Source organism: Mycobacterium sp. URHB0021 (assembly GCF_054057895.1).
The window spans coordinates 7719282-7742426 of record NZ_JBSRZT010000002.1 but is presented as its reverse complement, the minus strand read 5'-3'; the positions used below and the strand labels follow the sequence as shown (position 1 = coordinate 7742426).

General features: G+C 67.0%; 18 protein-coding genes. 3 read left to right on the top strand and 15 right to left on the bottom strand.

The genetic code is table 11. The features are described from left to right. Positions 1-7: 7 nt before the first annotated feature. From ACVWWN_RS39985 to ACVWWN_RS39935, 11 genes are all read right to left on the bottom strand, one after another. Positions 8-1165 carry a hypothetical protein gene (locus ACVWWN_RS39985; RefSeq protein ID WP_457148823.1) on the bottom strand — a complete coding sequence of 386 codons (1158 nt, stop codon included), beginning with the start codon at positions 1163-1165 and terminating at the stop codon, positions 8-10. After that, positions 1162-2088 carry a hypothetical protein gene (locus tag ACVWWN_RS39980; RefSeq protein ID WP_457148822.1) on the bottom strand — a complete coding sequence of 309 codons (927 nt, stop codon included), beginning with the start codon at positions 2086-2088 and terminating at the stop codon, positions 1162-1164. The genes ACVWWN_RS39985 and ACVWWN_RS39980 overlap by 4 nt, the downstream gene beginning before the upstream one ends. Beyond that, positions 2088-4025 (bottom strand): hypothetical protein, encoded by a 1938-nt coding sequence (locus ACVWWN_RS39975; RefSeq protein ID WP_457148821.1) that lies wholly within the window; start codon positions 4023-4025, stop codon positions 2088-2090. The genes ACVWWN_RS39980 and ACVWWN_RS39975 overlap by 1 nt, the downstream gene beginning before the upstream one ends. A gap of 2 nt (positions 4026-4027) precedes the next feature. Next, complete coding sequence (locus ACVWWN_RS39970) at positions 4028-6667, bottom strand: hypothetical protein (RefSeq protein WP_457148820.1); 2640 nt, start codon at positions 6665-6667, stop codon at positions 4028-4030. A gap of 2 nt (positions 6668-6669) precedes the next feature. Beyond that, on the bottom strand, positions 6670-10200 hold the full coding sequence (locus ACVWWN_RS39965) for a tubulin-like doman-containing protein (RefSeq protein WP_457148819.1): 3531 nt from the start codon (positions 10198-10200) through the stop codon (positions 6670-6672). Beyond that, positions 10200-12914 (bottom strand): vWA domain-containing protein, encoded by a 2715-nt coding sequence (locus tag ACVWWN_RS39960; protein ID WP_457148818.1) that lies wholly within the window; start codon positions 12912-12914, stop codon positions 10200-10202. The genes ACVWWN_RS39965 and ACVWWN_RS39960 overlap by 1 nt, the downstream gene beginning before the upstream one ends. Beyond that, the gene (locus ACVWWN_RS39955) at positions 12881-13396 is read right to left on the bottom strand and encodes a hypothetical protein (protein ID WP_457148817.1); all 516 of its coding nucleotides are present in this window, start codon (positions 13394-13396) and stop codon (positions 12881-12883) included. Before ACVWWN_RS39955 ends, ACVWWN_RS39960 begins: the two co-directional genes overlap by 34 nt. 1 nt (position 13397) lies before the next feature. Then, entirely contained in the window at positions 13398-14084 is a 687-nt protein-coding gene (locus ACVWWN_RS39950; RefSeq protein WP_457148816.1) for a DUF4190 domain-containing protein, read from the bottom strand. A 39-nt stretch (positions 14085-14123) separates the two neighbouring features. Continuing rightward, positions 14124-14789 (bottom strand): DUF4190 domain-containing protein, encoded by a 666-nt coding sequence (locus ACVWWN_RS39945; RefSeq protein WP_457148815.1) that lies wholly within the window; start codon positions 14787-14789, stop codon positions 14124-14126. Positions 14790-15272: 483 nt separating this feature from the next. Next, the gene (locus ACVWWN_RS39940; RefSeq protein WP_457148814.1) at positions 15273-16397 is read right to left on the bottom strand and encodes a HAMP domain-containing sensor histidine kinase; all 1125 of its coding nucleotides are present in this window, start codon (positions 16395-16397) and stop codon (positions 15273-15275) included. Further along, on the bottom strand, positions 16394-17131 hold the full coding sequence (locus tag ACVWWN_RS39935) for a response regulator transcription factor (RefSeq protein WP_457148813.1): 738 nt from the start codon (positions 17129-17131) through the stop codon (positions 16394-16396). The genes ACVWWN_RS39940 and ACVWWN_RS39935 overlap by 4 nt, the downstream gene beginning before the upstream one ends. Positions 17132-17358: 227 nt before the next feature. On the opposite strand from ACVWWN_RS39935, the gene ACVWWN_RS39930 reads away from it, so the two are divergent. Continuing rightward, positions 17359-17787: a DUF417 family protein gene (locus ACVWWN_RS39930; protein WP_457149459.1), complete on the top strand. Its 429-nt coding sequence runs from the start codon at positions 17359-17361 to the stop codon at positions 17785-17787. 21 nt (positions 17788-17808) lie between these two features. Here the strand turns inward: ACVWWN_RS39930 and ACVWWN_RS39925 are convergent, their stop codons facing one another. The 3 genes from ACVWWN_RS39925 to ACVWWN_RS39915 form a co-directional block, all read right to left on the bottom strand. After that, positions 17809-19017, bottom strand: coding sequence for a branched-chain amino acid ABC transporter substrate-binding protein (locus ACVWWN_RS39925; RefSeq protein WP_457148812.1), 1209 nt, complete (start codon positions 19015-19017; stop codon positions 17809-17811). Between the two features lie 617 nt (positions 19018-19634). After that, positions 19635-20357 (bottom strand): hypothetical protein, encoded by a 723-nt coding sequence (locus ACVWWN_RS39920; protein WP_457148811.1) that lies wholly within the window; start codon positions 20355-20357, stop codon positions 19635-19637. Between the two features lie 62 nt (positions 20358-20419). Further along, positions 20420-20647, bottom strand: a complete 228-nt coding sequence (locus ACVWWN_RS39915) for a hypothetical protein (RefSeq protein WP_457148810.1) — start codon at positions 20645-20647, stop codon at positions 20420-20422. 85 nt (positions 20648-20732) lie between these two features. On the opposite strand from ACVWWN_RS39915, the gene ACVWWN_RS39910 reads away from it, so the two are divergent. Then, complete coding sequence (locus ACVWWN_RS39910; protein WP_457148809.1) at positions 20733-21251, top strand: hypothetical protein; 519 nt, start codon at positions 20733-20735, stop codon at positions 21249-21251. A 5-nt stretch (positions 21252-21256) separates the two neighbouring features. On the opposite strand, the gene ACVWWN_RS39905 is transcribed toward ACVWWN_RS39910, so the two are convergent. Then, entirely contained in the window at positions 21257-22672 is a 1416-nt protein-coding gene (locus tag ACVWWN_RS39905) for an NCS2 family permease (RefSeq protein ID WP_457148808.1), read from the bottom strand. Between the two features lie 70 nt (positions 22673-22742). Here ACVWWN_RS39905 and ACVWWN_RS39900 point away from each other — a divergent pair, with 70 nt between their 5' ends. Continuing rightward, positions 22743-23096 carry a hypothetical protein gene (locus ACVWWN_RS39900; RefSeq protein WP_457148807.1) on the top strand — a complete coding sequence of 118 codons (354 nt, stop codon included), beginning with the start codon at positions 22743-22745 and terminating at the stop codon, positions 23094-23096. Positions 23097-23145 lie beyond the last annotated feature (49 nt).

Here is a 23145-nt window from a genome sequence, read left to right as displayed (position 1 = left end):
TGACAGGTCACAACACCCCACACCGTGAAGTGATCCACCGCAACGGGTCGGTGCAGCGGAATGGTGTGATACCCCTCGAATTCAGCCTCGCACCGGCGTGTGGTTGCCCCAGCGCCGAGACGACGAAGTATCGATGCATGGATTGCGCTGCGGTGGAATGACTTTCGATCGCGGTGACGATGGATCCCCCGTGCAGCCGAAGCAACAGGCTGCGCACCTCCTCGTGCAACAGCTCGCCGTCGACGTCGTCGTAGTACCGGGCTGCCGAGTTGTCACGGAGGTAGGCCGCACCCGCGTTGGACATGATCTGCCCCCACTCCGACCCCTCCACATCGCCCAATGCCCGCAGCGCATCGAACTTGGACAGGATGATCGCCAGTTGGGGCCGCCCGTCCCCGATGGCGAGCAGCACGTTCGTCAGCAGCGGCCGGGGATCACCGGTGCTGAAGGACTGGGTGGGCAACAGGTCGTGAAGTTGATCCCGTATCCCGTTGACCCGCAAGGGATCGAACATGAAGAAGATCGCATCGGCATTGGCGAAGTAGCGGAACCGCGGAGCCTGCATGTCACCGTATTCGAGGTCCTCGCCTGCGACGTCACGGATGACCAGGAACCTTCGTACTCCGTCGCGAAGCCCGAGCGTGAAAATGAGTGGCTCGCGCTGGTGAGGTGCTTGTGCCAGCAGCGTGGGCGTCGGTGGGATCAGACCACGCAACTCGTACAGTGGCTGTTCGTAATTCAGCAGGTACGAGTCGGCGCTGGCGCGCGTGGCCGGCTCCATCGAGACGCCGAGACCTTCGCACAGCAACTGCATCTGCTTGATCAACACGGCGAGGAAGGTGCTCTTTCCGGTGGCCGGCGTCCCGGCCATGGCGATGCAGAGGGCATGCCCGTTCCGCCACCCGTCCGGTAGCGCGGCGTGACAGACCGGGCAGATCTCGACCACCGGTGCCTCCAATGCCGCCGCGGCATCGGATGCCGAGAGAAGCGGGCCGCGGTAACCCGGCGGGCGGGTAACGCTGTAGATCGGGCCCGACTCCGTCACGACACCGGCGAATGCGGAGGCTACCGGATCGCTGTAGCGCTCGCTGCCGGCGAACGGCGAGACCGACCAGGCGTAGTCGTCGTCGGTCAGTACCGAGAAGCACCTCGGGCATTTGCTCATCGCAGTGCCCGGACCAACGAGGCCGTGATCCGGTCCAGCGTGGACGAGTCGGCGAGCAGCTCGACGTCGCTCTGTAAACCAGACCGTGGTGGCGGCATCCGCACGCACCGTGAGTCCGTGTGCGCGTCGTCGGAGAATGTGATGACCGCGAACCGCTGCAGCGTATTTCGGGTAGGGAAGTCGGTGCAGATGATGATGCGGCCGCCAGCATCCGGAAGGCGCGACCATCGAGCACCCGCGCTCCACCGGGGTACCGCGTGCCTGACCTCTGCGGCCAACTGGGCGGCCACGCCACAGCCCACCTCGACGGCGTCCTCGCCGATCAGCACGGCGGACACATCGTTGATCCCGACGGCCGCCGCGACACCGACGACGATATCGACGGCGGCGGCGGCCCCGCCGCTGGCAAAAATCGGCAGCATCGAAGCCGATGTGTCCAGCGCCACCAGGACCGGGCCGTGCACCGTCCGGCTGTGGTGGTCCAGGGTTTTCCGTGCCGATATGCGCGCCGCGGACGCCAACGGGCTCAGCGGGCTGTCCATACCTGCCGCCGCGGAGATTTCCACGATGCCGTCCCGCGCGGTCAGCCGAGCCAGCTCCACATTCGAATCCCCGCTGACATCAACGGGATCGAAGAGCACCTGGACAGGGTCGAGGTCGCCCGCAGCGTCATGGCCGATGGCCAGACTCACCTGGGTTCCCCGAGCGAAGGGCTCACCGCCGGCGGGAACGACGGTGATCGACACCCGTTCGCTCACCCGGTTCAGCACCGCCAGCTGCGAATTCGGCTGCATCGTCTCCTGGCCGCCGCTCGCATGGACCACCAGCGACGCGCCGCGCACGGAACCGCTGATCGATACGGTCAGTGCCTGGTTCGGTATCACCACAGACCTGTTGCGCGGGCCCAACACATAGATCGGCATCAGGCCGGCCCTCCCGTCAATCGCAACGCCGACACCGGCGGGTCGAGCAAGGCCAGTCGGCGCAGCCGGCGCTGGTCGCCGAGGTTGGCGAACAGCCGGATCCATCCGGTGCGGAACCGGACATCGGCAACCCACACCTCGCCACTTCCTTCGGTGCCGATCGACGAGTATCGGATCTCCTTCGCCGGAGGTCCGGCGAATTCGCCCCGGTCGTTGAGCGGTGCCACGTCCACCGGTCGACCATCGTTGACGCTCAGAGGCATCCGGTCGGGATTGTGTACCAGTACGAACGGTGGGGAGCCGGTCACGTCGACCTCGGCCCGCACCGTCAGTGCCGCGGTCACGGGCCAGCCGGCGGGGTCGCGGCCGATCTGCACCCAGTACCACAGCCGTAGCAGACCGTCGTAGGTGATGCTGCTGATTTCGCCGAGCACCCGCCGACCCGCCGAGAAGGCGACCGGCGCAAGGTGCAACGAGCAGCCGCCCGCGGGCAACTCGGTGGTGAACTGCATGCCGCCGTAGCGCTGGTAGTCCTCCAGCGTGATTTCGTACGAGCGTCCGGTCAGTCCGGAGCGGGGATCGTGTCCCTTCGCGGCGAGGTAGACGATGACGGCCGCCGCGCCGTCGGGCCAGCCGAATGTCAGCACCTGTTTGTTGCAGAACTCGATGAGTTCGACGTCGCGAATCGGTGCGGTGCGCACAGTCGAGGCCGTTGTGCCGAGTCGGGCCTTCCCGGCTATCACCGTCACCGGGGTGAAGTAGGCGCGGCTCCAGTCGCGCGGCCACGGCACGCCGGCCATCACCGCCTGTGGCCGGCCCTGGTCGTCGAGCCGCTGCGAGATGGGATGCGTCAGTTGCATTTCGCCGTGCAGCCCGGCCTGCTCCACCGCCGGGTGCGGGATGTCGCCCACCTCCACCCGAGGCGCAGACGGGGTGCGGAAGACGAACACCCGTCCCGCGGGCGGGGGCGTCCACGTCAGATCGATGGTGACCGGTTCGCTGTCGTGCACGGTCAACGACAGGTCGTCCACGGGAGCCAGCACCGCCGTGACCGCCACGTCTGCCTGCACCGCCTCCGATAGCCGGCCGACCCCGTCGACCAGCACCTCGCAGCGGGCCCGGTACACATAGCGTCGGCCGCCTTGAGCATCGGAATCGACGAAGCCGCCGAGGTTCTCGTCATCGGCCAGGATGCGGTAGTGCGGTCCGCCGAGCGACGATTCCTCGATCGGCACGCGTTCGACGTGTACCGCCCGCACACCCGGGAAGACCGTCCATCGGCCGATGACGCGTCCGGAGTCGTCCCGCACCGCCATCCCGCGCACGGCGGCCACGACGAGACCCGCGGCATGCAACCGCGGTTGCGCGGCGAGGGCCTGCGTGCGTGAAGTGCCTGCGTTGACCCACACCTGGTAATGGCGCACCGCGCCGGCCGCGTCGCGCTCGTCGAACGCTTCAGCGGACGTCGTGGAGGCCACCAGGTGCGCCCGGTCGGGAGAGTACGGCGGGTCGTCCTCGCTGCTGACGATCCGATAAACGACATACGGGGCGTCGTAGCTGGGCCACGAGAGTGCTATCGCGCCACTGTGTTCGCGGCGCAGCCCGAGCGGTTGTGGTTCGCCGTCCTGCCCGGTGGGGATGAACGGGGTGAATTCGGCTGACGGGAAATCTATTTGGTCGGCATGCCGCGGTGCGCCCACACCGGGCGCCGCGGAAAGCACCCGGGCCATCTCGTCGGCGTGCTCACTCACCGGGTCGGGCAACATCATCCGGATCTGCTCGGCATCGGTACGCCCGGACCGCAACACCATCCTCAGGTGGGCTTCCTTGAAGGTGTGGGCCGACACCGCACCGGAGGCGATCAGTCGTTGACGCCACAGCAGCAGCTCTGGCAGGCGCGGATCGCTGTCATCGTCGATCGGGCTGGGCTCGGACATTGCTAGAAGACCAGATCGCCTGAGCCGGGCGGCAATTCGTTGTCGCTTGGTGCGGCCGGCTGCGGTGGAGCGAATACGGCGAAGTCGTATGCGGGCAGACCCTCACCGGCCTGGATCACCACCGCGCGGTAACCCAACCCGCGCCGCGCCACCATCCCCTGATCGATGGCCACCGCCGAACTGCTGGTCGTCTGTGCGGCATGAGTGAACAACGAAGCATCGAACGGCGCCGCTGCGCCGACACGGTGTTCGGTCATCCCTTCGCCGAACTGCGCGGCAGGCACTCGTCTGCCGTCCGGCAGCGTCAGGGTGTCGATCAGGCTGTCACCGACACCGATGGCCGGATCGTCGAACATCTGCTGCACGCGGCGCCACAGGAGGTCGGCCCCGGTCGTGGTCAGCTGTCCCGCGGCGAGTGCGCCCGACCAGCGGTCCAGCGCCGAGCCGCTGCCGGCGCCGGGCATCGCCAGCACGTTGGCCGGCTCGGTGCGCGCGTCCACGGCCGACGCTGCCAGCAGCTGCTCCCACGGCCGGGTCAGCCAACCGAGTCGGTACAGCCGCTGTTGGATGCGGTGCAGTGCGGTATCTCCGTGGTCGGATCCGGCCGGGGCGACCGCGACCTGCGTCGAGCGGGGCAGTCCCTGAATCAGCACGGCGCGTGCCTCTCCGGTCGGCGCCACCGTCCCGAACGGTGCGGGCAGGAACGCACCGACCGCGCGGCACCACGACAGCAGCTGCCCGTAAGCCATCGAGAGGCGGCTCAGATCCTCCAGCGCCGACCGCAGGTTGGTCTGCATCGCCTCGAGTTGGCTCAGCGCGGTCTTTCGTGAGTTCATCTCGGCGAACATGTCGCGCTGGGCCACCACGAACATGGCCGCTGCCACCAACAGATATGTGGCGAGCAGGACACCGCCGCAGGTCAGCGCGAATGACCAGGTCGACCATCCGATCGCGGCTGCACCGGTCAGCGCGGCCAACGCGACGAAGAGCGCCCAGCCGAATGTTCTGAGCATCAAGCCGATTGCTTGCTGCCGCCGGCGAAGCCGCTCGTCGATCGACTCGCTGACCGACGCCGCGCGGATCTGCTCGACCAAGGTGGTGACCTCCACGCGCGCCCGTCCCATGAAGTCGGCGAGGATCGCCGCCACCTGCCAGGCGTAGCTCGTGGAGACCTGCTCCTGCCAACGCTCCAGTTCAGCGGCGGCATGGCGGGCCTCTACTCCGGCGGCCTGGTCGGTGTAGGCACGTGTCAGCCGATCCCGTAGGTCCGCGACCGCCAATACGTCGACGGGCTCCACCGAATCCGTGCCGATCACCGCGGCCAGGGACGCGGGAATCGCGCAGAACCTGTCCGCCACGCCGGGCACCACATCGGCGCAGCTACGGACCACCCCGACGCCGGCGCCGACGTTGACCGGTTCGAGCTCGGTTCCACGCCGGCCACCGTCGCCCAATGTCAGTGCGCCGTTGACGAAATCGGTCCACAGCGAACTCAAGTCACGCCGGGGCCGGTGCTCACCGTCGACCCGTCCCAGCAACGCAGTGCTCATGGCATCGGCGCTGCGGCCGAGCTCCTGCCAGCCGGTGACCTGGGGATCGGCGACCACGGCAAACGCCGAGCCGGAGCGGCCGAACATCGTGCTCTGCACGGTCGCGGCAAGCGCGGAGGACACCGACCCCAGCATCGCCGCCATCCAGGCCGACGGTGCGCGGCGCAGCGCGACGCCGAGGAACTTCAAGAACATCTTCACCGCGGCCCAGATCGAAATCGCTTGTGCAGCTGGACTGTCCAGCGACAGGCGGGGACCCCGCAAGACATTGCGATGCTTGGTCCACAGCGCCCGAGCCATTTTCTGCGCGGCCAGCGCGGCGTCTTCGAGGTACACCACATGCACCGGGCCGCCGTTCGGCAAGGGCAGATGACCGGTCGTGGAGAACAGTTGCCCGCGCAGCTGGTCCTCGACGTCGGCGGTGTCGAGCTGACGGTAGAAACCGCGCACCGCGCGCAGGGTCTGGCCGGGCACGATCTCCACCGTGTCGAACGGGGTGGTGTCGATGCCCGCCCACATTCCGGCCACGCCGCAGATGGCCGGCGCGACATGGCGGGCGAGATCGAGCGGATCGGTCAGCGGGTCGATGATCACCGAACCCAGGTCGGGGGACGGCGCGTCCTCCGGGGCGATCAGCAGGTTGTGCCAGCCCTCCAGCACCGGCACCTGATCCTGGTGTGCCGCCCCGGCCTCGCCCGAGCCCGTCAACAACAGTCGCAGCAGGGTGACGTCAGCGCCCACCGAAGCGCTTCGCACCACCCGCTCCACCGTCTGCTCGGCCACCAGTGGCACGCGGTTGTCAGCGTCGTCCCGCGTTGCCTGTACCGGCACCAGCACGGCGAGCCGCACTCGCCGGTAGCGCTGACCGGTCAGCAGGCGCTGTAGTGAGAACTGCTCGGATGTGCCTTCCCGCACCAGTATTGCGGGTACCGAGCGGTGGCCCACCGCGGCGGCGTCGATCCATGCGAACGCGGACAGCAGGCCCGCCGCGCTGTAGTCGGCGAGCACCGCGAGAATCTCCTCGGTGGAGGCTCGAGGTGCGAGCAGCACCGTCAGCGTCGATGGGATCGGTGGGGAAGCCGGCGCGGTCATCGTCAGAACATCACTCCCCGCGACAGCACGACCTCGTCGTCCGCACCCGGTGCCTCGTCGTCATGGCCGAGCGTCGCGATCTGATCGAGTGTCTTGATCAGGGTCTCGGTGGCCCAGAACACGTCGGGGGCCATATCGCGGAAGATCGGGGTCTTGGCCGCCTTGGCGCGGGCGGAAATCGTCGTGAACGTGCCGTTCGGATCCGCGCCGGGCGATCCGGCAGGCAGGTACTGGGCGGCGGTGTCCCGGACCCGGCCGAGCCATTCCGTGGCGGCGGCGATCCGGTCGGCCGGCGTCGAGGCGGCTGCCACCGGCATCAGCCGGGACACCACACCATGCCCGGACGATCCCGTCGTGACGAATTCACGCAGCAGGGGCACCGCCGACAACTGCAGGATGCCGCTTGCCGGGTCTTGTGAGTTTGCGTCGAACAGCTCACGCAACACCTGGTAGGGCCGCAGCGAGGACATCAACGGCGGCTCATGTGACTGGGCGATGGCCAGCAGAATCGACTCCAGCACGGCGGGCAGCCAGTCGTAGCTGGCCTTGTACTCCGACGGCGGGGTCAGCAACGGGTTGGGAAACGTCAGCCATTGAGCCGCGGCACCGTCGAATATGCGCACCGGCTCGGTGTACGGGGCTGGGGGGATCTGGACGCGACCGATGATCTGTCCGACGAACCAGCCTGCGGTCATGGTGCGTCGTTCGGCATCGGTCATCGGCAGCGACGCCGGCAGCGGCCGCGAGCGCCGGAAGCGCCAGAATCCCGTCCGGCCCTGGCTTGCCATCGACGCCCACTCCTGCGCGGCGGGAACCAGCACCGAGTCGAAGGCCAGCGGCGAGTAGTTCGGGTAGGAGCCGAAGATATCGACGCGGATCACCCCGTCCTCGTCGGAGAGCGAGCGCGCGAAATTCTCCTTGGTGGCCCTGTCGATCCGTGGGTTGGACCCCAGCGCTTCCTCGAGCGCCGCGGCCACCGGCTGCCCGGCGAACGGGATGTCGGAGAATTTGTACCGGTACTCCACCTGCTGTCCCGGATGCACCCGCTGCATCGCCTGGTCGCTGACGCTGGCCAGCGGACGTGCGAGCGACAACGCCTCGGCGAACTTAATCGCGATGTCATGCCGGCGCGCGGCCAACTCGGACTCGGATGCGCCTACGCCGGAAACGAAGTCGCGCAGCGAGACCTTGCAGAACTCGTAGAACGATTCGCTCGGCCGGTCGACGTACAGCCGGGCCCGCGCCAGCAGCTCCCCGGGGCGGGTGTGCACGTCGAATTGCGCCATCGACGGGACCCGGGTGCGCCCGCTCTCGGGATCGGTACCCAACGCGCGGGTGTTCCATGTCGCGGTGCTTTCCAGCAGTCCCCCGGGGGCGGAGACGCCGCCGGTGGTCCGCCACTCGCCGGCGACGACGGCGGTGGTGGCCTGGTCCACTGCGGAGGCGAAGGGTATCAACCCCTGCGAGCCGACCACCGCTTTGACCAGATCCGACTCGTAACGCGCCTTGAAAGCCGACGAATTGATCAGCAGCACTTCGTTGTTGGCTTCGGCGAACCGGCCGGGCACCAATTCGTCGGCATCCGCAGGCCACGCCGTGTACTGGTCGGTGGCCAACCGTGCCAATCCGACGTCCGTCGGCGGGTCGGTGCTGGCCTGCTCGAGGATCACCAACGCTTCCCCGAGCCCGTCGCGCAACGGCGCCAGCAGTTCGGCACCCATCACCCGCATCACGTCGGCGATTCGCGCCGACGCGTTGGCGAAGAGTTGGCGGCGCACACCGGCGTGGAAGCCTTCGAGCGCCGTCGCCAGCACCTGATCGGTGTTGGACAGCACGCCGCGCAGACCTCCCAGCGCGGTTTCGATGTGTGCGGGCAGCGCGACGATATCGGCGGGGCCCATGGTTCCGAGCTGCGTCAGCGAACCGGCCAGCAGGTCGTCGATGCGGCGGCGCACCCGGTCGACCAGTGCCCGCGCGTACGGCAGCCCGAGGGTGGCGACAGCGTCGATCACCGCCCCCGAGAGCCGCTCGGCGAAGTCGCGGTGCCAGCTGAACGCCATGGCGTAGGCGGCCTCGGTGCAGGCGGTCGCCAGCGCCTCGCGGCGGTTGGCGATCGCCTGACGGAACATCGGCACCCATTGCTCGGCGCTCATTCCCTCGGGATGGGGCAGATAGCCGCGCAGCTGCCGATCGACGAGCCCGTTCACGGTCGAGCCGACGACATCGGGTGAGAATGCGGTGTTGGCGACCCAGGTGCCGAGGATGTTGATTCGGCTCTCCTCGTCGCCGACCGCGGACGGCAGGCCGACGGTGCTGCAGATCGCGTCCCATTGGCTGGAGAGCAGCGCCTCGAGCTGCTCGTTGCCGGAGGCGGGGTTGCCGGGCTGCAGGTGACCGTGCAGCAGCTTGTCCGCGGCGCTTCGGGCCAGCCGCTGCGCGGCGTACTCGGCGTAGCGGTCGCGACCCATCGACAGGCTGGAGAACCCGTAAGTGCCCCACGGCAGCGGATCCCACACCGAGATGCCCCAGCCGAGCAGGTCCTTGTCACCGACCGGCGAGGCGGTGTTACCCAGGTCATAGGAAACGAACTGGTCGCTGGCGGTCCCGCTCATCATCAGCCCGGCCAGCCCACGGCCGAGCCCGCGATACACCGCGAACTGCGAGCCGTCGCCGAACTGGGTGCGGTCGGCGCCGATGTAACGGCCCACCGGGAACACCCGCGCGAACGGGATCGGCTCACCCGCACCGTGCTGCTGGCCGAGTGCGCGGAGGATCCGAACATCGTGATCGCGCGCCGCGCCCGACTGCGACGCGACGATCTCGCCGAGCATGGCAAGCGCGTTGGCCCGCACGCCGATTCGTGCGCTCTGCGGCAGCGATTCGAAGATGTCGGGGGTGACCATGAAGACGCCCATCAGCTTCACGTCGAGCCCCGACACCATGGTCAGCAGCCGGCACACATCGAGCGCCATGGACGCTCCCGCACCGCCGGCCATCGACGACACCACCAGCACGAGGGGCGGCTGATTGGGATCGAACCGCCCCATGCCGGGCACCTCGAGCGAGGCCATCTGCGAAATGGTCTCCACCCGGAACAGCTGATCCCACGCCGCCTGCAGCTTGGCGCGGATCTCACCGGCCTTGCTCAGCGTGATCATCCGGCCGATCGCCCGGTACTGTCCGGCGCCGGCGGAAATCGGGTTGGTCACCTGATCGGGCTGACGCGGTGCCCACGTCGCGAGCGTGTCCAGTGCGGTGTCGGCGGCGAGCCGGGCAGACAGCGCACCGTCGAGAATCGCGTAACTGCTCCCACGCGGGCCGCACCCGATGTACGTACCGCCCTGGGCGGGCACGTTCGCCAGCCCGTCCGGACCTGGATCTGCCGCGCTGGGCACGTCGATATGGACGAACTGCCAACCGGCGATCAGTTTGTCGACACCCGCGGCGTGCAGTTCAGAGCGCAGCTGGTCCATGATGTAGGACAGCGTCGCGCCGCCCGAACCGCCGCAGCCCACTATCAAGAATCGACGCATCAGGCTCCTCCAGTAAACGGATCGAAAGGATCGGATTGTGTTGTCACCGAAACCGTTTCACCGAACGGCGATGAACGTGTGGTGGCGTCGTGGAAAGGCGCGACGCCGGCGTCGACAGCTCTGAGCCGCAGCGCGGCCAGGAGATCAGGCACCCGGCGGGCCACGTCATCGTAGATGCGCGCGCGGGCCGCGTTGTCGGTGCGCCCGCCGATCAGCAGCAGCACCTCTGCGGAGCCGGCCGGACCTTCTGGGGCGTGCAAGAGCACCCAGGTATTGTGCACCGCCAGTGGGAGAACCGCTTGCAAGCCGCTGCGGTCGGTGCCGGGCAGCCGCGAGCCGACAGTGGCGCCGATGCTCACGCGGCCGTCGGCCACGACGCGCACATGGCCACTGCCGAACGGGCTCCGGCCGGTGGCCGCGGTCAACGTGGCGCCGAGCACGGTCAGCCTTCGGGTGGCGCGGGCCAGGCCGGGCACCGGCTGTACCAGATCGGTCTCGGCCATGGCAAACGGTGCGCCGTCCCGCAGCACGGTATCGCCGTTCACCTCCACCTGAATGCGTTCGGCCAGTAGGGGTGTGGGAGGGATCCGGCTGACCCGCCACTTCGCGGCGTACAGCAGCGTCAGCGGGATACCCGGCCCGAGCAGAAGGGCGGCGATGAGCACCACCACAAAGTTGGTGGTGCTCAGCGGATGGGTCAGGGAGGCGAAGAACGGCACGTCGACCACCTGTGGGCCATCGGGGTTCTGCAGGGCGGCGACGTGTAACGCAACGCTGCCGTCGAGCCCTCCGTGACCGTCGTGGTCGGTGCGCAGCGTGATCGGCAGATTCACCGTCTGCCCGGCGGGCACCTTCAGGCAGTTGTCGGGTCCGCTGGCCGGGGCGTTGATGTGCGGGGCGCCGATACCATCGGGTGCCGCAACGACTTTGGCGGCATCGGAGGGGGACAGCCACGCGCAGCCCGGGCCGGTGATCGGCAGTGACGCCGTGGCCCCCTTGACGCCCTCGACCGTGCCGAAGTCGATCCGGGTACCGGGGGTGGGCAGGCCCACCTTGGGCAGGATCTGGATCGGCACGTCGACGTCCTGCGGTGACAGCGTCGTGCCCGGTGCGATCTGTTCGCCGTTGCGGCCGGTGGCCGGCGCGGTGGTGATGACCAGTGACATGCGCAGCACGGCGTGTCCCGGCTTGACGTCGGTCAGATCCGCGTCGACGGGCTTGGTGATGCCGGTCTTGGGCACCGACTCGATCAGCGGGATCGGCGCAGCGCCGTCGGGAACCAGCGCCGCCGACAGCGTCGCGGTGCCCGCCAGATCGGTCGGTGCCAACGGGTGGCCCTGCCCGTCGGCCAGTCCGAACGTGAGGCCCTTGACCACTTGCGCGCTGTGCCAGGAGATCTTGGCCGCGCCGGCGAGTGCGGGGTAGATGTCGGTGGTGATGTGGATGTTGACCCGGGACACCGCATCGGGATGTCGGCCGGTGGTGTCGACGTAGACGACCGCCCACTCGCCCGCCCATTCGGGCCCGCCGGAGTTACGGATCGAGATGGATTGCGCGGAGTCCGACTGCCATTGGTACTGCACCGGCGTACCGGCAATCTGGGTGTCGACCCTGCCCGGCTTGCTCGGCAGTTCCACCGTCTGTCCCGATGGGGAGATCAGGTACGGCACGATGCCGGGCATGCCGCCGGAACCGAGGATGCTCACCGACTTGATGGAGCGGTCGAGCACGAAGTCGTGGCGCGCCTCTTGGCACACCTGCAAGTGGCACACCGGCCCCTGCTGCGAGACACCGGGATCCGGGTTGAGCGCGTCGAACGCGAACAACATGCCGTCGAGGCCGGACACCGGGAAGAAGTCCCCGGGCACCGGATCGGTGATGCCGCCGCACGACGTGCCGCCCACGCCCTTGCCGGTCGCGATCGCCGACATCGTGTCGAAATCGCCAGGATCGGTGCTGCCGCGCAGACCCACCGCCAGCATCACGATGCCGCGTGAGCGGACCTGATCCGCGAGTCCGCCGGGCCGGCAGATCGACTCCTGCGCCTTGTGTACCGTTTCATCGATACCGCCCGCGCTGTCGAGGCTGACTCCGGGGGCGTACGGCTTGACCAGCGGTCGCGCCGTGAAATCGATCTTGCCGTCCGAGAACCACGCGATCGCCTGGCAGCGATTGGCGCCGTCGGGGCCGCCTCCCCTGGTCGCCAGCGTCTGGCGCGCACCATCGAGCGCGAGCCAGTAATCGGTGTCGATTCCCGTGTCGCGCGATGCCTGCGGGGCCATTTGGTCGCCGATCGAGTCCGCCGTAGCGGTTGTCAGCTTCGTCCAATCTTGATGTAGCGCATACGTGTCGGAGAATCCGGCAACCGCGACATCGAGATCGGCGCCGACCCGGTCAGCGTATTTGCCGAGCGTCTGGACGAGATATTTCGCCGCCGACAACCGCGCCGCCTTGGCATCCGTCGACTGCAAGCTGCTGGACTCGTCGAAGAGGACCAGCAGGTCGCCACTCTTCTGCGCCGCCAGACAACCCCCGTAGCGCGTGGCACCGCCCGCGTCTGCGTCGGCGTGGGCGACGGGCCAGCCCAGCGCCGCCAGGCCGACGGCAAGCACTGCCGTCAGGATCCACCGGCACAGCGCAGCGATACCGGGCCGCGTGAACGACAGGGCGCTCATCGCGCCTACCACCTCCCCGCCCAAAGCGCGAGATGCCATGCAGCAATGGCAATTCCGGCCATGCATACCGCGACCACCGTCCAGTACGCGGCCTTGGTCCAGCTCGGGGCCGAATACACGGCACTGGTGCGACGACTGGTGTCGACAACGGTGTAGACGGCCAGGATTCCGATCGCGAAGGGGCCGGCCAGCAACCACCCGACGGAGGCGGCCGCCGGCGCACCGCCCCACCCGCCGGCCACCGCCGCACCGGCCCCGGCCAGCGTGATCGCCAGACCGAACAACGCCAACGGAGGTCGCGCCACCGTGAGATTCCCGCCCGGCGAGGCCGCCGCGGCCGTGGTCGCGCCGAATACCTCGAGAGGCTTTGCCGGGCCTGGTGGTGAATCGGCGGCGAACGGATCAAAGCCGGAATTCAGTTTGGAATCGAGATGAGGTGAAGGCAGCGTGGTGTGTCCCGCAGGTGAGGTCGGCACCCCGCGCGGCGGGCCGAAGTCGCTGAAATCAAACGGATCGACCATGTCAGAACTCGTTGAGGCAGAGTGCGAACGAATGATCGGGTGGCGCTGCGACATAGGTGGACTGGCAGTTCATGTCGGTCGTGACGCGACCCACGACCGTGTACACGCCCTGGCGGTGCTCGCACGGGACCCCGAACAGGTCGAGCGCATCGTCGCCGAGATCGCGCTTCTGTATCTCGGCGCAGGTGCCGACGGTCACCTGCGCGAGGTCGAGTTTTACCCGGCGTGTGATCGGCGGCGGCGCCACCGATGTCACCACCACCGGTGGGAGTACCTGCGGCAGCGCCGGCGCTGCCGGTATGGTGCCCGTGTTCGGCACCGACTGGGGCCGTTGAGACGGACTCACGACAGCCCACACGATCAAAGCGGCGATCAGCGCCACGGTCAGCACGTAGCCGATGATCAAGCCCCAGATCGCGGCCGTGCGTCCCGGTTCGCCCGATCGGCGGATCTGCACCAGCGCCCAGTGACCCAGAATCACACCGACGGGTGGCAGCACGACGGCGAAGACAGGAGCCAGCACGGCGAGCGTGTTGTGGGACTGTTTCGGTGGTGGGTACGGAGTTTCACCGGAAGGAGTGAATGGCCACAGCGCCGCAGGCGGCATGTGAACGGTGCCGGACGGCCCGCTCGGCGGAGTCGACGCATGCACCGGCGGCTGGCGGAAAGGATCTCCTGCGACGGTCATCGCACGAACCTCTTCAGTGCGCGGCCACCGGACATGGCGTCAACCCCTGAACTTCGTGATGCAGGCGAAGACGGTGTTCGTCCTGTTGGCCAGGTACTCGTCGGTGCAGGGGTTTGTCGATGACGACACCATGTCGACGCGAAACACACCATCGCGACCCTCGCAGTTCACTGGATAAATTTTGATCAACTGGCTATCAGCGTTATTCGGGTCAGGCTGGGTTTGCTGGATCTCGACGCAATCGCCGGCCCGGAGATCTTCGACGTTCACCGTCCGCCGGACGGGCGGCGCAGGGGTGACAACGGTCGTTTGCACATCCGCGGTCGGCGGCGGCGGCGCCGCGGCGGTGGTCACGGGTTGCGCCGGGGATGATGACTGACCGGTGCGGGCCGTGATCGCCCACAAGACCAATCCGACGATCGCGAACAGGAGGAACACATAAGACAACGTCAGGCCGACGAGCGCACGGTCGCGGCCCTGCCGTCTGCCGACCTTGATCTGCGAAAGCGCCAAGTGGCCGAGCACCACACCCACCGGCGCGAACACGAACGCGAACACGATCGACAATGTGGCCAGTGTCTTGGCGTCCGTCCCGGACGGGCGAGGTGGCTCCGGCGGCCGCGGGTCCGGGCCGGGTAACGCCCCCGTGAAGCCGGCGCCGCCGAACGGATCCACTGGCCCGCTGTGGGTTCCGTTGTAGGTCATGACCGCTTCCTCCGCCAGACGTCGGGCGCGTACTGGGCGACTGGCGTGTCGAAAATGGCGAGGACACACGGAATGGAAACGGTGCCGAGCTGACCGCACTGTGTTAGAAAGGAACGGCCGGAAACTGTCGCGGTGTGAAGCAGGCACCGACGCACATGCCTCTCCACAAGGCCGATGGTCCTCAGCGCCTTCCGGGGAAAAGTCGCCATGCCGTTAACCAACGTACGGCGGAGGCAAAACTATTCACTTCCGATCGGACGCTTTTGACCGCCCCGCCGAGGCGGCGCACTCCATTCGCATCCGGTAGTTGCCTGGTGAAGTATCACGATCGAGGTTTGGCCGCGACGTGCTCGTCCTGCCGGCCCCACCGGGACGTCGCCGCCAGCAATGGGCGCGTCGGGCGCGGCTGTTCGCGGGCAAACTCCGTCGTCACCGGGTGCCGACCCACCGTCTGGCGGCGGTGCCGGCCCGAGGCGCTGCCCGCTATCCTGCTTCGGGCAAACTCATTTCAGAAGGCGCTGCCCGCCGCAACGGCAGGGTGATGGTGAACGTGCACCCGGTTCCGGGTCCCTCGCTGTGTACGTCGATGTGGCCGTCGTGCGCCTCCACGAGCGCTTTGGCGATGGCCAGCCCGATACCGGCGCCCCCATGCCGGCGATCGCGGGCGCCGTCCACCCGGTAGAAGCGGTCGAACAGCCGCGGCAGATGTTCGGGCGCCACCCCGTCGCCGTCGTCCGACATCGTGATCACCAATCCGTCGTGAACGGTCGTGGCGGCCACCCCGACCGTCCCGCCCCGTCCCGAATGACGCAGTGCATTGTCGAGCAGATTGCCGAGCACCTGGCCGAGTCGCTGCGGATCGGCCCACACCTGGGGCAGGCCATTCGCGACGCGCGCCGTCAATGTCACGCCCTTCGTGTTGTACCGGGGAGTGAACGCCGAAACGGCGGTGGATATCAGGGTTTCGGCCGACACCCACTGAGCATCGACGGATGCCGCGCGGCCCTCTGCGACAGACAGTGCGTTGACATCGACGCTGAAGCGGGTGAGCCGGCGCGTCTGGTCACGCAGCGTGCTGATCGTCTCCTCGTCGAGACGCTGCACGCCGTCCTCCAATGCCTCCATGTAGGCGTCGAGCACCGCGACCGGCGTCCTGATCTCATGTGCGAGGTCGGCGAGCATCTGGCGGCGGGTGTCGTCGACCACCCCGAGTTGCCGGGCCATCGTGTTGAAGGCCGCGGCGACAGCGTCGAATTCCTTCCCGAGGTGCGGCGGTGGAACGCGAATGTCGTAGTGTCCGTTGGCAACCGCGGATGCCGCATCGGACAGAGCCGTGGCGGATCGGTGTACCCGGCGGCTGAGGTACCAACTCAGGGTCAGTGCCGCCAACGCGGACACGGCCAACGCGATTCCGACGGACATCGCGGTCGCGTCCCGGAATGCGTGTTCGTAGGGATCGTTGCCGCCCGGGGGGACCGCCTCGTCCATGAGCCTGCGGAACATCGGCGGTCCCACGATGGCGGCCACCACACTCGTCGTCGCGATACCTGCGATGACGACGACCGAATTGGCGACCAGCAGCTGCCCGCGGATGCCGCGCGCCATCATCCTGTGCCCATCCGGTATCCGACGCCGCGCACAGTGGTGACATAGCGCGGCGTAGCGGGGTTGTCGCCCAGCTTTCGGCGCAAGTGCCCGATGTGCACATCGACGACGTTGTCGGCGCCGACCCATGAGTCGCCCCATATGGTTTCGAGCAGGTGTCGCCTGGTGAGCACCGTACCCGGGCGCGCGGACAGGGCCGCGAGCACATCGAACTCGGTGCGGGTCAACATGATCGGTGTCTCATCCAGGTGAACCTCCCGGCTGTCGACGTTGATGCGGAGCGCGCCGAAGACGCGGGGAGGAATGACAATCTCGCCGGAATTCACGCCGGATGTCGTTGCGCGACGGGGCCTCCGCAACATCGCACGGATGCGGGCCACCAGTTCGCGGGGACTGAACGGCTTGGTGACGTAGTCGTCGGCGCCCACGGACAGGCCGACGATGGTGTCCAATTCGGTGTCGCGCGCGGTCAACATGATGATGTAGGCGTCCGAGAAGGCCCGGAGTTGCCTGCACACCTCGATCCCGTTGACACCGGGCAGGCCGATGTCGAGGATGACCACGTCGGGATCGGCCTCGCGCGCCATGGCAAGGGCATCGCGGCCGTCATGGGCGAGGTGAACTTCGAACATCTCCCGTTTCAGATAGCTCGCGACCACGTCGGCCAGCGGCACCTCGTCGTCCACCACCAGCGCCCGCAACTCCTGGACCGCGGGCGGTGCGGCGGCGTTGTCCATGTACCCATAGTGCCCGCCGATCCGCGCCGCGTCGAAGCATTGCCCGTGGTAGGCCCGTTTTCTTTATCGAATCTTCAAGGATCAATCAATGGATGTCCGTAATGCAAGGCCAGACTGGCGCTGCACCAGTGTCTTTGGCCAGAACGGTCCAGGGAAAGAGAGGCATACGCATGGCTGTATCCGAGGTCACGGCCGCCAACGTGTACGGGAAGGCTGCCTTCCTGCTGATGGAGGCGGGCCGGCAGGTGACTCGCTATGGTCTGGTCACCGTCTTGGCCTGGATCGGCTTCGGCAAGTACGTCAAGATGGAAGCACGTGTGCTCATCGAGCACAGTCCGCTGATGAGCTGGATCTACGACTACCTCAGTGTCACCACCGTCGCGCGAGGGTTGGGCACGATGGAAATCGTTGCCGCGCTTCTGATTGCGCTACGTCCGCGGTGGCCACGAGTTTCGGCGGTCGGCAGCGCGCTGGCCGTTGCCCTGTTCCTCGGCACATTGAGCTTCTTGTTCACCTCGCCCGGTGTCGTGACGACCCACGCCTGGGGGCTGCCCGTCCTTTCTGCGCAGCCGGGCCAGTTTCTGCTCAAGGACCTGGTTCTCATCGGCGTGGCCATCTGGACGCTCGGCGACTCACTCGCCGGTGCCAGGCACTGACGAGTGAGTCGCCGGTGCGATCTACTGGACCTTGTACATCCAGATCAAGGAGGTGGTCAACTCGCCGTCCGGGTTCCACTGGTAGTGGCGCCCGACACCCTGTCCGTTGTAGTTGCGGACATAGTCCAGCAGCCCCTGGCGGGTGGTGATACCGGAGTCGATCCCCTTGACGAAGATCGTGGCCAAATCGTAGGCCTCGGTGCTGTACGTGCCGGGCTCCTGGCCGAACTTCTTGGTGTACTCGTCGAGGAATGATCCCGCGGCGGGGCCGCAAGGGCACGACAGCAAGGCGTCCTTTGCCGCCGCACCGGCCTGCTTGACGTACTCGGGATCTTTTGAGCCGTCGGCGGAAGCGAAGGTCGCAGTGACTCCGGCGTCCCGGAGTTGCTGAGTGAACAACGCTGCCTCGGTGTAATAGCCGGCGTAGAAGACGGCGTCGGCTCCCGCGCCCTTGATCTGGGTGACCGCCGCGGAGAAGTCCTTGTCTCCCTTCTTCACCGAGATACGGCACGCCGCGTCTTCAGCCGCACCAAGCGCAGCATGCATCGACTGTGCGAAGCCGACGCCGAAGTCGGAGCTGTCGTCGACGACACATACCTTCTTGTCGCCGAGCGCGTTCTTGAGATACGCCGCATCGGAGGGAGCCTGCACGCCGTCATTGGCCAGGCCGCGGAAGAACGTCTTCCAGCCGTTCTGGCTGAGGGTGACGTTCGTCGCCCCCGGGGTGGCCGCGACCACTCCGGCCTGGTTGAAGATGTCGCCGGTGGCCTTGGTCTCCCCGGAGAAGGTCGGACCGACGACACCGAGAATGCTCGCGTCATCGACGATCTGCGGTGCGACTTCGGTTGCCTTCTGTGGATCGTTCTCGGTGTCGAAGGATTTCAGTTGCACCTGGCAGCCAGGGTTGGCGGCGTTGTGCTTGTCGACCGCCAACTGCACGCCGTTCTTCACGTTGGCGCCCAGCGCGGCCTCCGGGCCACTGACCGAGGTGGCCACGGCGATCGACACCGGCGGGCAGTTGGCCTTCCCGTCCCCGGCCGGGTCGGCAGGCGCGGCACCCGTGGCGGTCGGCACTTTCGCCCCGTTCTGATCGATCTGCTCCTGCGCGACAATCTTCAGATTGTTTTGCTGAGCTTGGGGTTGCGGCTGCTGATTACACCCTGCTGCGGTGAACACAACGCCACCCATCAAACCAAATACCACTACATGTCGTGCCACGCTTACGCGCACACTGCACCTCCGCGTCCTCTGTCGAATGCCTGCCCAATGCAGACCGAGAATCCCCCATATCACCCCTGGTGGTTCCGTTCGTGGCCGCTTCACCGCGACGGCCCTCCTCAGCGGGCCATCTGATTATTTCCCGGTGTTCGTCAATGTCATTCCGGCTACCGGTAATTGACCGATGCTGTTGCCTGCAACATTGACTATTGCGCCGTCGAATGTCGCCAGTGGCGTCACACTGGGAGATGTCGAAGCGTTCTTCTGTCAAAGCGGATTGCTTCGTTGTTGCGGGTGAACCGGCTGAATCGGGCGAGGGATTACCACGACGTCGACATTCGTCCTGCGTCACGGTGAATCGATGTCGGAGCCGTTAGCCGTTGCCCTGCAAGAGGGGATGGCTGCTGATGAGGTGCTGGCGCAGCGTATGTACGCGCACGTCTCGCCTCAGACATCCGCCCGCTCGATCGAGCCGATCGAGCCCAACATGTTCCATTCGCTGGGCGTACCGCGTAGCTACCCGATGGGAACTCACGACCCGATGCCGCGGGACGCAAAATCATCATCGCAGGGCCAATCATCCCCGTGGACAGCATTATTGAGGGCGGGCGAGACGCTTGACAATTGACCTAGCCGCGGGGAAGCAACGAGATCTTCTGCCAGATCTTGTTGGACAGTTCGGTTGTCAACGTCTCGATGTAGGAGATGGTTTCGAGCACCACGCCGTCGGCGCTGTGCTCGGCGCAGGGGGCGGCCGTCTTGGCCGTCAGGCTGAGCATTTCCGAGCAATGGTTGAGGTAGTGGTAAAGCTGGTCGGCGTCCAGGCCGTGGCGGACGCTCTGCTCGGTCGGGGTGTAGGACGTGCCGGCCTGCTCCGGGTCCTTGGAGAGTTGATGCATGTCGATCACGTGAGCCAGCGTGCGAAGCCGGTGAAGCAACCGCAGCAGCACCCGGCGTTCCAACCATTCGGGAAATGCCCAGAGGAACACCACCGCGATCGCAGCGAACACCAGATCGTTCATGCTGCTCTCGACGAGGGGAAACCAGTCGGCGGTGTGTGCGAGCCCGTCGATGAAGGCCGAGCGCAGGCTGAACGCCAGCGCGGCCACGGTCGCTGCGACGATCGTGATGCTCACAGTGCGGGCGGCCACGATCCGGCGCCGAAGCCGATCACGCGAAAGGTTCGCCTCCTTGTGCACCAGGCCGACCAGGCGACCGAGATCGCGCGCCGCCTTCGTCAGCCCCCGCTCGCCGAACCGGGCATGGATGCGACGTTCGAGCTGCGCCACGGTCGCACCGACATGGCCGGCCGCCAGTTGGATGACGTCTCCGGCCGGGCTGGTCACCGTCACCCCACGAAGGTAGGGGCACAAAGGCTGCTGGAGCGTGCGGCGCGCCTGACAATATAGCTGATCTAAGTGCTTTGCCTGGGGCAGTAGAACGAGTTCCAATCAGTGCCGCGGCGTGCGCACAGGCGGCGATGACGTCGGTTGACCAGATCCGCCACGCAATCGCGGACCAAATCGGGGATCTCGGCGGCGATCATCACGACCTCGGCAGTGTGGCGATGTCCGCGGCCCGGCCTACGCCGGTGGTCCTGGACGATGGCGGAGATGTCCAGCGGTTGGTCCGTCTGGAGCATCGGTTCGGTTTCAGAAACCTAACAATGTTGCGTAGCCATGAGTCGATGCGCGCGTAAATACGGCAGGCATGGTCTGGTGGAATCGATGACTTCTTCGCGAATGACCGCCTGCCGCCTGACCGTCGCCGGGGCGGCGGTCTCCACATTGCTCGCCATCGGCTTGCCCCTAGCCACCGCCGCGCCGGCCACCGATGATCACGGTTTCGTCGACTCGACTGCACGCTGCACCGCACCGGATGTGGCTGTCGCCTTCGGTGACACTGCGACCTCGCGCGTCGCCATCTGCAAGTCTGCCGGTGGTCTGTACGAATACCGCGGTGTGCGGGTGACCGACGGCGCGAAGCTCGTCGTCGACGCCAAGCAGTCCGGTGACGGCGCATACACGGCCGAGAACAATGGAGTCACCTACACGGTGACCTCGAGCGCGTTGGTCGTCAGCGCAGGCAGTCGGGTGATCCGCGACGAACCGATGGTGAATTTCCACGGCCAGACCACGTCGCCGACGCCGAAGCAGGCAGCGCCGACCGCAGCCGCCACACCCACCAAGACGACGCCGCCCACTCCGTTGCCGCCTCCACTGCCCGCCGAGGTCGGCGGAAGCTAACCGGCTCACACGCCGATGAGCGACTCGATCCAGCTGCGCGCGAAATAGAACACGAAGCCGACGGCGACGATCCAGAGAAGCGGCCGGATCTCGCGGGCCTTGCCGGCCGCCGACCGAAGGACGACCCACGAGATGAAGCCGATACCGATTCCATTGGCGATCGAGTAGGAGAACGGCATCGTCGCCACGGTCAGCACGACGGGCAACGCGATCGAGAAGTCGGAGAGCTCGATGTGACGCAGGTGGGAAGCCATCATCGCGCCCACGATCACCAAAGCGGCCGCCGCGACCTCGGTCGGGACGATGGAGGCCAACGGCGAGACGAACATCGCCGCCAGAAACAACACGCCCGTCACGATGTTCGCAAGCCCGGTCCGGGCACCCTCCTCGATACCGGCGCCGGATTCGATGAACACCGTGTTGGACGACGCCGATGTCGCACCGCCGACGACCGCGCCGGCGCCCTCCACGATCAGCGCCGAACGCAACCGTGGAAACGTCCCCCGTGCGTCGGCGAGGCCCGCCTCACGGGACAAACCCGTGAAAGTGCCCATCGCGTCGAAGAAGTTGGCGAAGACCAGCGTTAACAAGAGCATGGTGGCCGCGAGCACGCCGATGCGGGCGAAGCTACCGCCCAGACTGAAGTCGCCGAGTAGTGACAGATCGGGAAGCGCGAACGGCGAGCCCGACAGCGTCGGCACCGAGAGGGACCAGCCGCCGGAATGCTCGGTCGCGGATCCGAGATGCCAGATCGCCTCGATGACGATCGCGACGACGGTGCCCGCCACCAATCCGATGAGGATGCCGCCGCGCACGCGCCGGGCAACCAGGATGCCGGTCAGGAACAACGTCAGCACGAAAACGGCGGTCGGCACGGTGGTGATCGAGCCGAGGCCGCCGGCGCCCAGTCCGACCGGCGGTGACGGGCGCCCCGTCGAGCTGATGAAGCCGGCGTCGACGAGCCCGATGAAGAGGATGAACAGCCCGATGCCCGCGGTGATCGCCAGTTTGAGCTCCATCGGCACCGCGTCGAAGACAAGCCTCCGCAGACCTGTGACAGCCAGGACCACGATGATCAGGCCGTTGATGACGACCAGGCCCATCGCCTCGGGCCAGGAGAGCGAAGCGACCATGGTGGTGGCGAGAAATGAATTGATGCCGAGGCCGGCCGCGAATGCGAACGGGAGCCGAGCCACGATGCCGAACAGGATCGTCATACATCCCGCGGCCAGCGAGGTCATCGCCGAGACCTGTGCGAACTCGAGCGTGGTCCCGACGACGTCCTCGGGGCTCGACAGGATGATCGGGTTCAGCACGATGATGTAGGCCATCGCGATGAATGTGACTACGCCGCCGCGGATCTCGGCGGCGACCGTGGACTTTCGTGCCGAAAGCTCGAAGAAGCGATCGAGGCGATTCATGCCTCGACCCTAGGGGTGTAGTCGGCAAATCGCGCTCGAAGTCGAGCCCGGGGGAGGAGAATCCCACAACATGGCCACGCCGTTGGACCCATGGACGCCCGGATGGGGAGGTCCGGTGCTCGGCAGGAGACAGGCTCGGCGGCTGAGCCGGCGCTTCGCCGACGTCGGGGTCGGAATTCCGCCCGCCCGGCTCCGGGAGATGTCGGCGGGCGCGCCCGCCGCGGACGACGAGCTGACCGATGTCGGTTTTGCGCTGGCCGCCACCGGTATTCGGCGCCAGCAGCGTCACGCGAGGTTCGAACACGGACGGCGCTGCGCCATCCGATGGCTAATCGTGCTCGGCATGGTGCTCCTGGTGCTGAACGTGCTCCTGTCCGTGGCCTATGTGATGCTCAGTCTGGCGCAGCAGGCCGCGTCCTATTGAAGCCGTGCTTCAATTGCGAGTTCAGCGAAAAGAATTGGCACGCAACAAT

What these genes read in the sequence shown, in the direction of transcription:
- ACVWWN_RS39940 (WP_457148814.1), bottom strand. Translation starts at nt 16,397, where the DNA reads ATGATGGCGCGCGGCATCCGCGGGCAGCTGCTGGTCGCCAATTCGGTC.
- ACVWWN_RS39915 (WP_457148810.1), bottom strand. Translation starts at nt 20,647, where the DNA reads ATGCTCCAGACGGACCAACCGCTGGACATCTCCGCCATCGTCCAGGAC.
- ACVWWN_RS39905 (WP_457148808.1), bottom strand. Translation starts at nt 22,672, where the DNA reads ATGAATCGCCTCGATCGCTTCTTCGAGCTTTCGGCACGAAAGTCCACG.
- ACVWWN_RS39965 (WP_457148819.1), bottom strand. Translation starts at nt 10,200, where the DNA reads ATGCGTCGATTCTTGATAGTGGGCTGCGGCGGTTCGGGCGGCGCGACG.
- ACVWWN_RS39970 (WP_457148820.1), bottom strand. Translation starts at nt 6,667, where the DNA reads ATGACCGCGCCGGCTTCCCCACCGATCCCATCGACGCTGACGGTGCTG.
- ACVWWN_RS39950 (WP_457148816.1), bottom strand. Translation starts at nt 14,084, where the DNA reads ATGACCGTCGCAGGAGATCCTTTCCGCCAGCCGCCGGTGCATGCGTCG.
- ACVWWN_RS39955 (WP_457148817.1), bottom strand. Translation starts at nt 13,396, where the DNA reads ATGGTCGATCCGTTTGATTTCAGCGACTTCGGCCCGCCGCGCGGGGTG.
- ACVWWN_RS39980 (WP_457148822.1), bottom strand. Translation starts at nt 2,088, where the DNA reads ATGCCGATCTATGTGTTGGGCCCGCGCAACAGGTCTGTGGTGATACCG.
- ACVWWN_RS39945 (WP_457148815.1), bottom strand. Translation starts at nt 14,789, where the DNA reads ATGACCTACAACGGAACCCACAGCGGGCCAGTGGATCCGTTCGGCGGC.
- ACVWWN_RS39985 (WP_457148823.1), bottom strand. Translation starts at nt 1,165, where the DNA reads ATGAGCAAATGCCCGAGGTGCTTCTCGGTACTGACCGACGACGACTAC.
- ACVWWN_RS39935 (WP_457148813.1), bottom strand. Translation starts at nt 17,131, where the DNA reads ATGGACAACGCCGCCGCACCGCCCGCGGTCCAGGAGTTGCGGGCGCTG.
- ACVWWN_RS39900 (WP_457148807.1), top strand. Translation starts at nt 22,743, where the DNA reads ATGGCCACGCCGTTGGACCCATGGACGCCCGGATGGGGAGGTCCGGTG.
- ACVWWN_RS39975 (WP_457148821.1), bottom strand. Translation starts at nt 4,025, where the DNA reads ATGTCCGAGCCCAGCCCGATCGACGATGACAGCGATCCGCGCCTGCCA.
- ACVWWN_RS39960 (WP_457148818.1), bottom strand. Translation starts at nt 12,914, where the DNA reads ATGGCATCTCGCGCTTTGGGCGGGGAGGTGGTAGGCGCGATGAGCGCC.
- ACVWWN_RS39910 (WP_457148809.1), top strand. Translation starts at nt 20,733, where the DNA reads ATGACTTCTTCGCGAATGACCGCCTGCCGCCTGACCGTCGCCGGGGCG.
- ACVWWN_RS39930 (WP_457149459.1), top strand. Translation starts at nt 17,359, where the DNA reads ATGGAGGCGGGCCGGCAGGTGACTCGCTATGGTCTGGTCACCGTCTTG.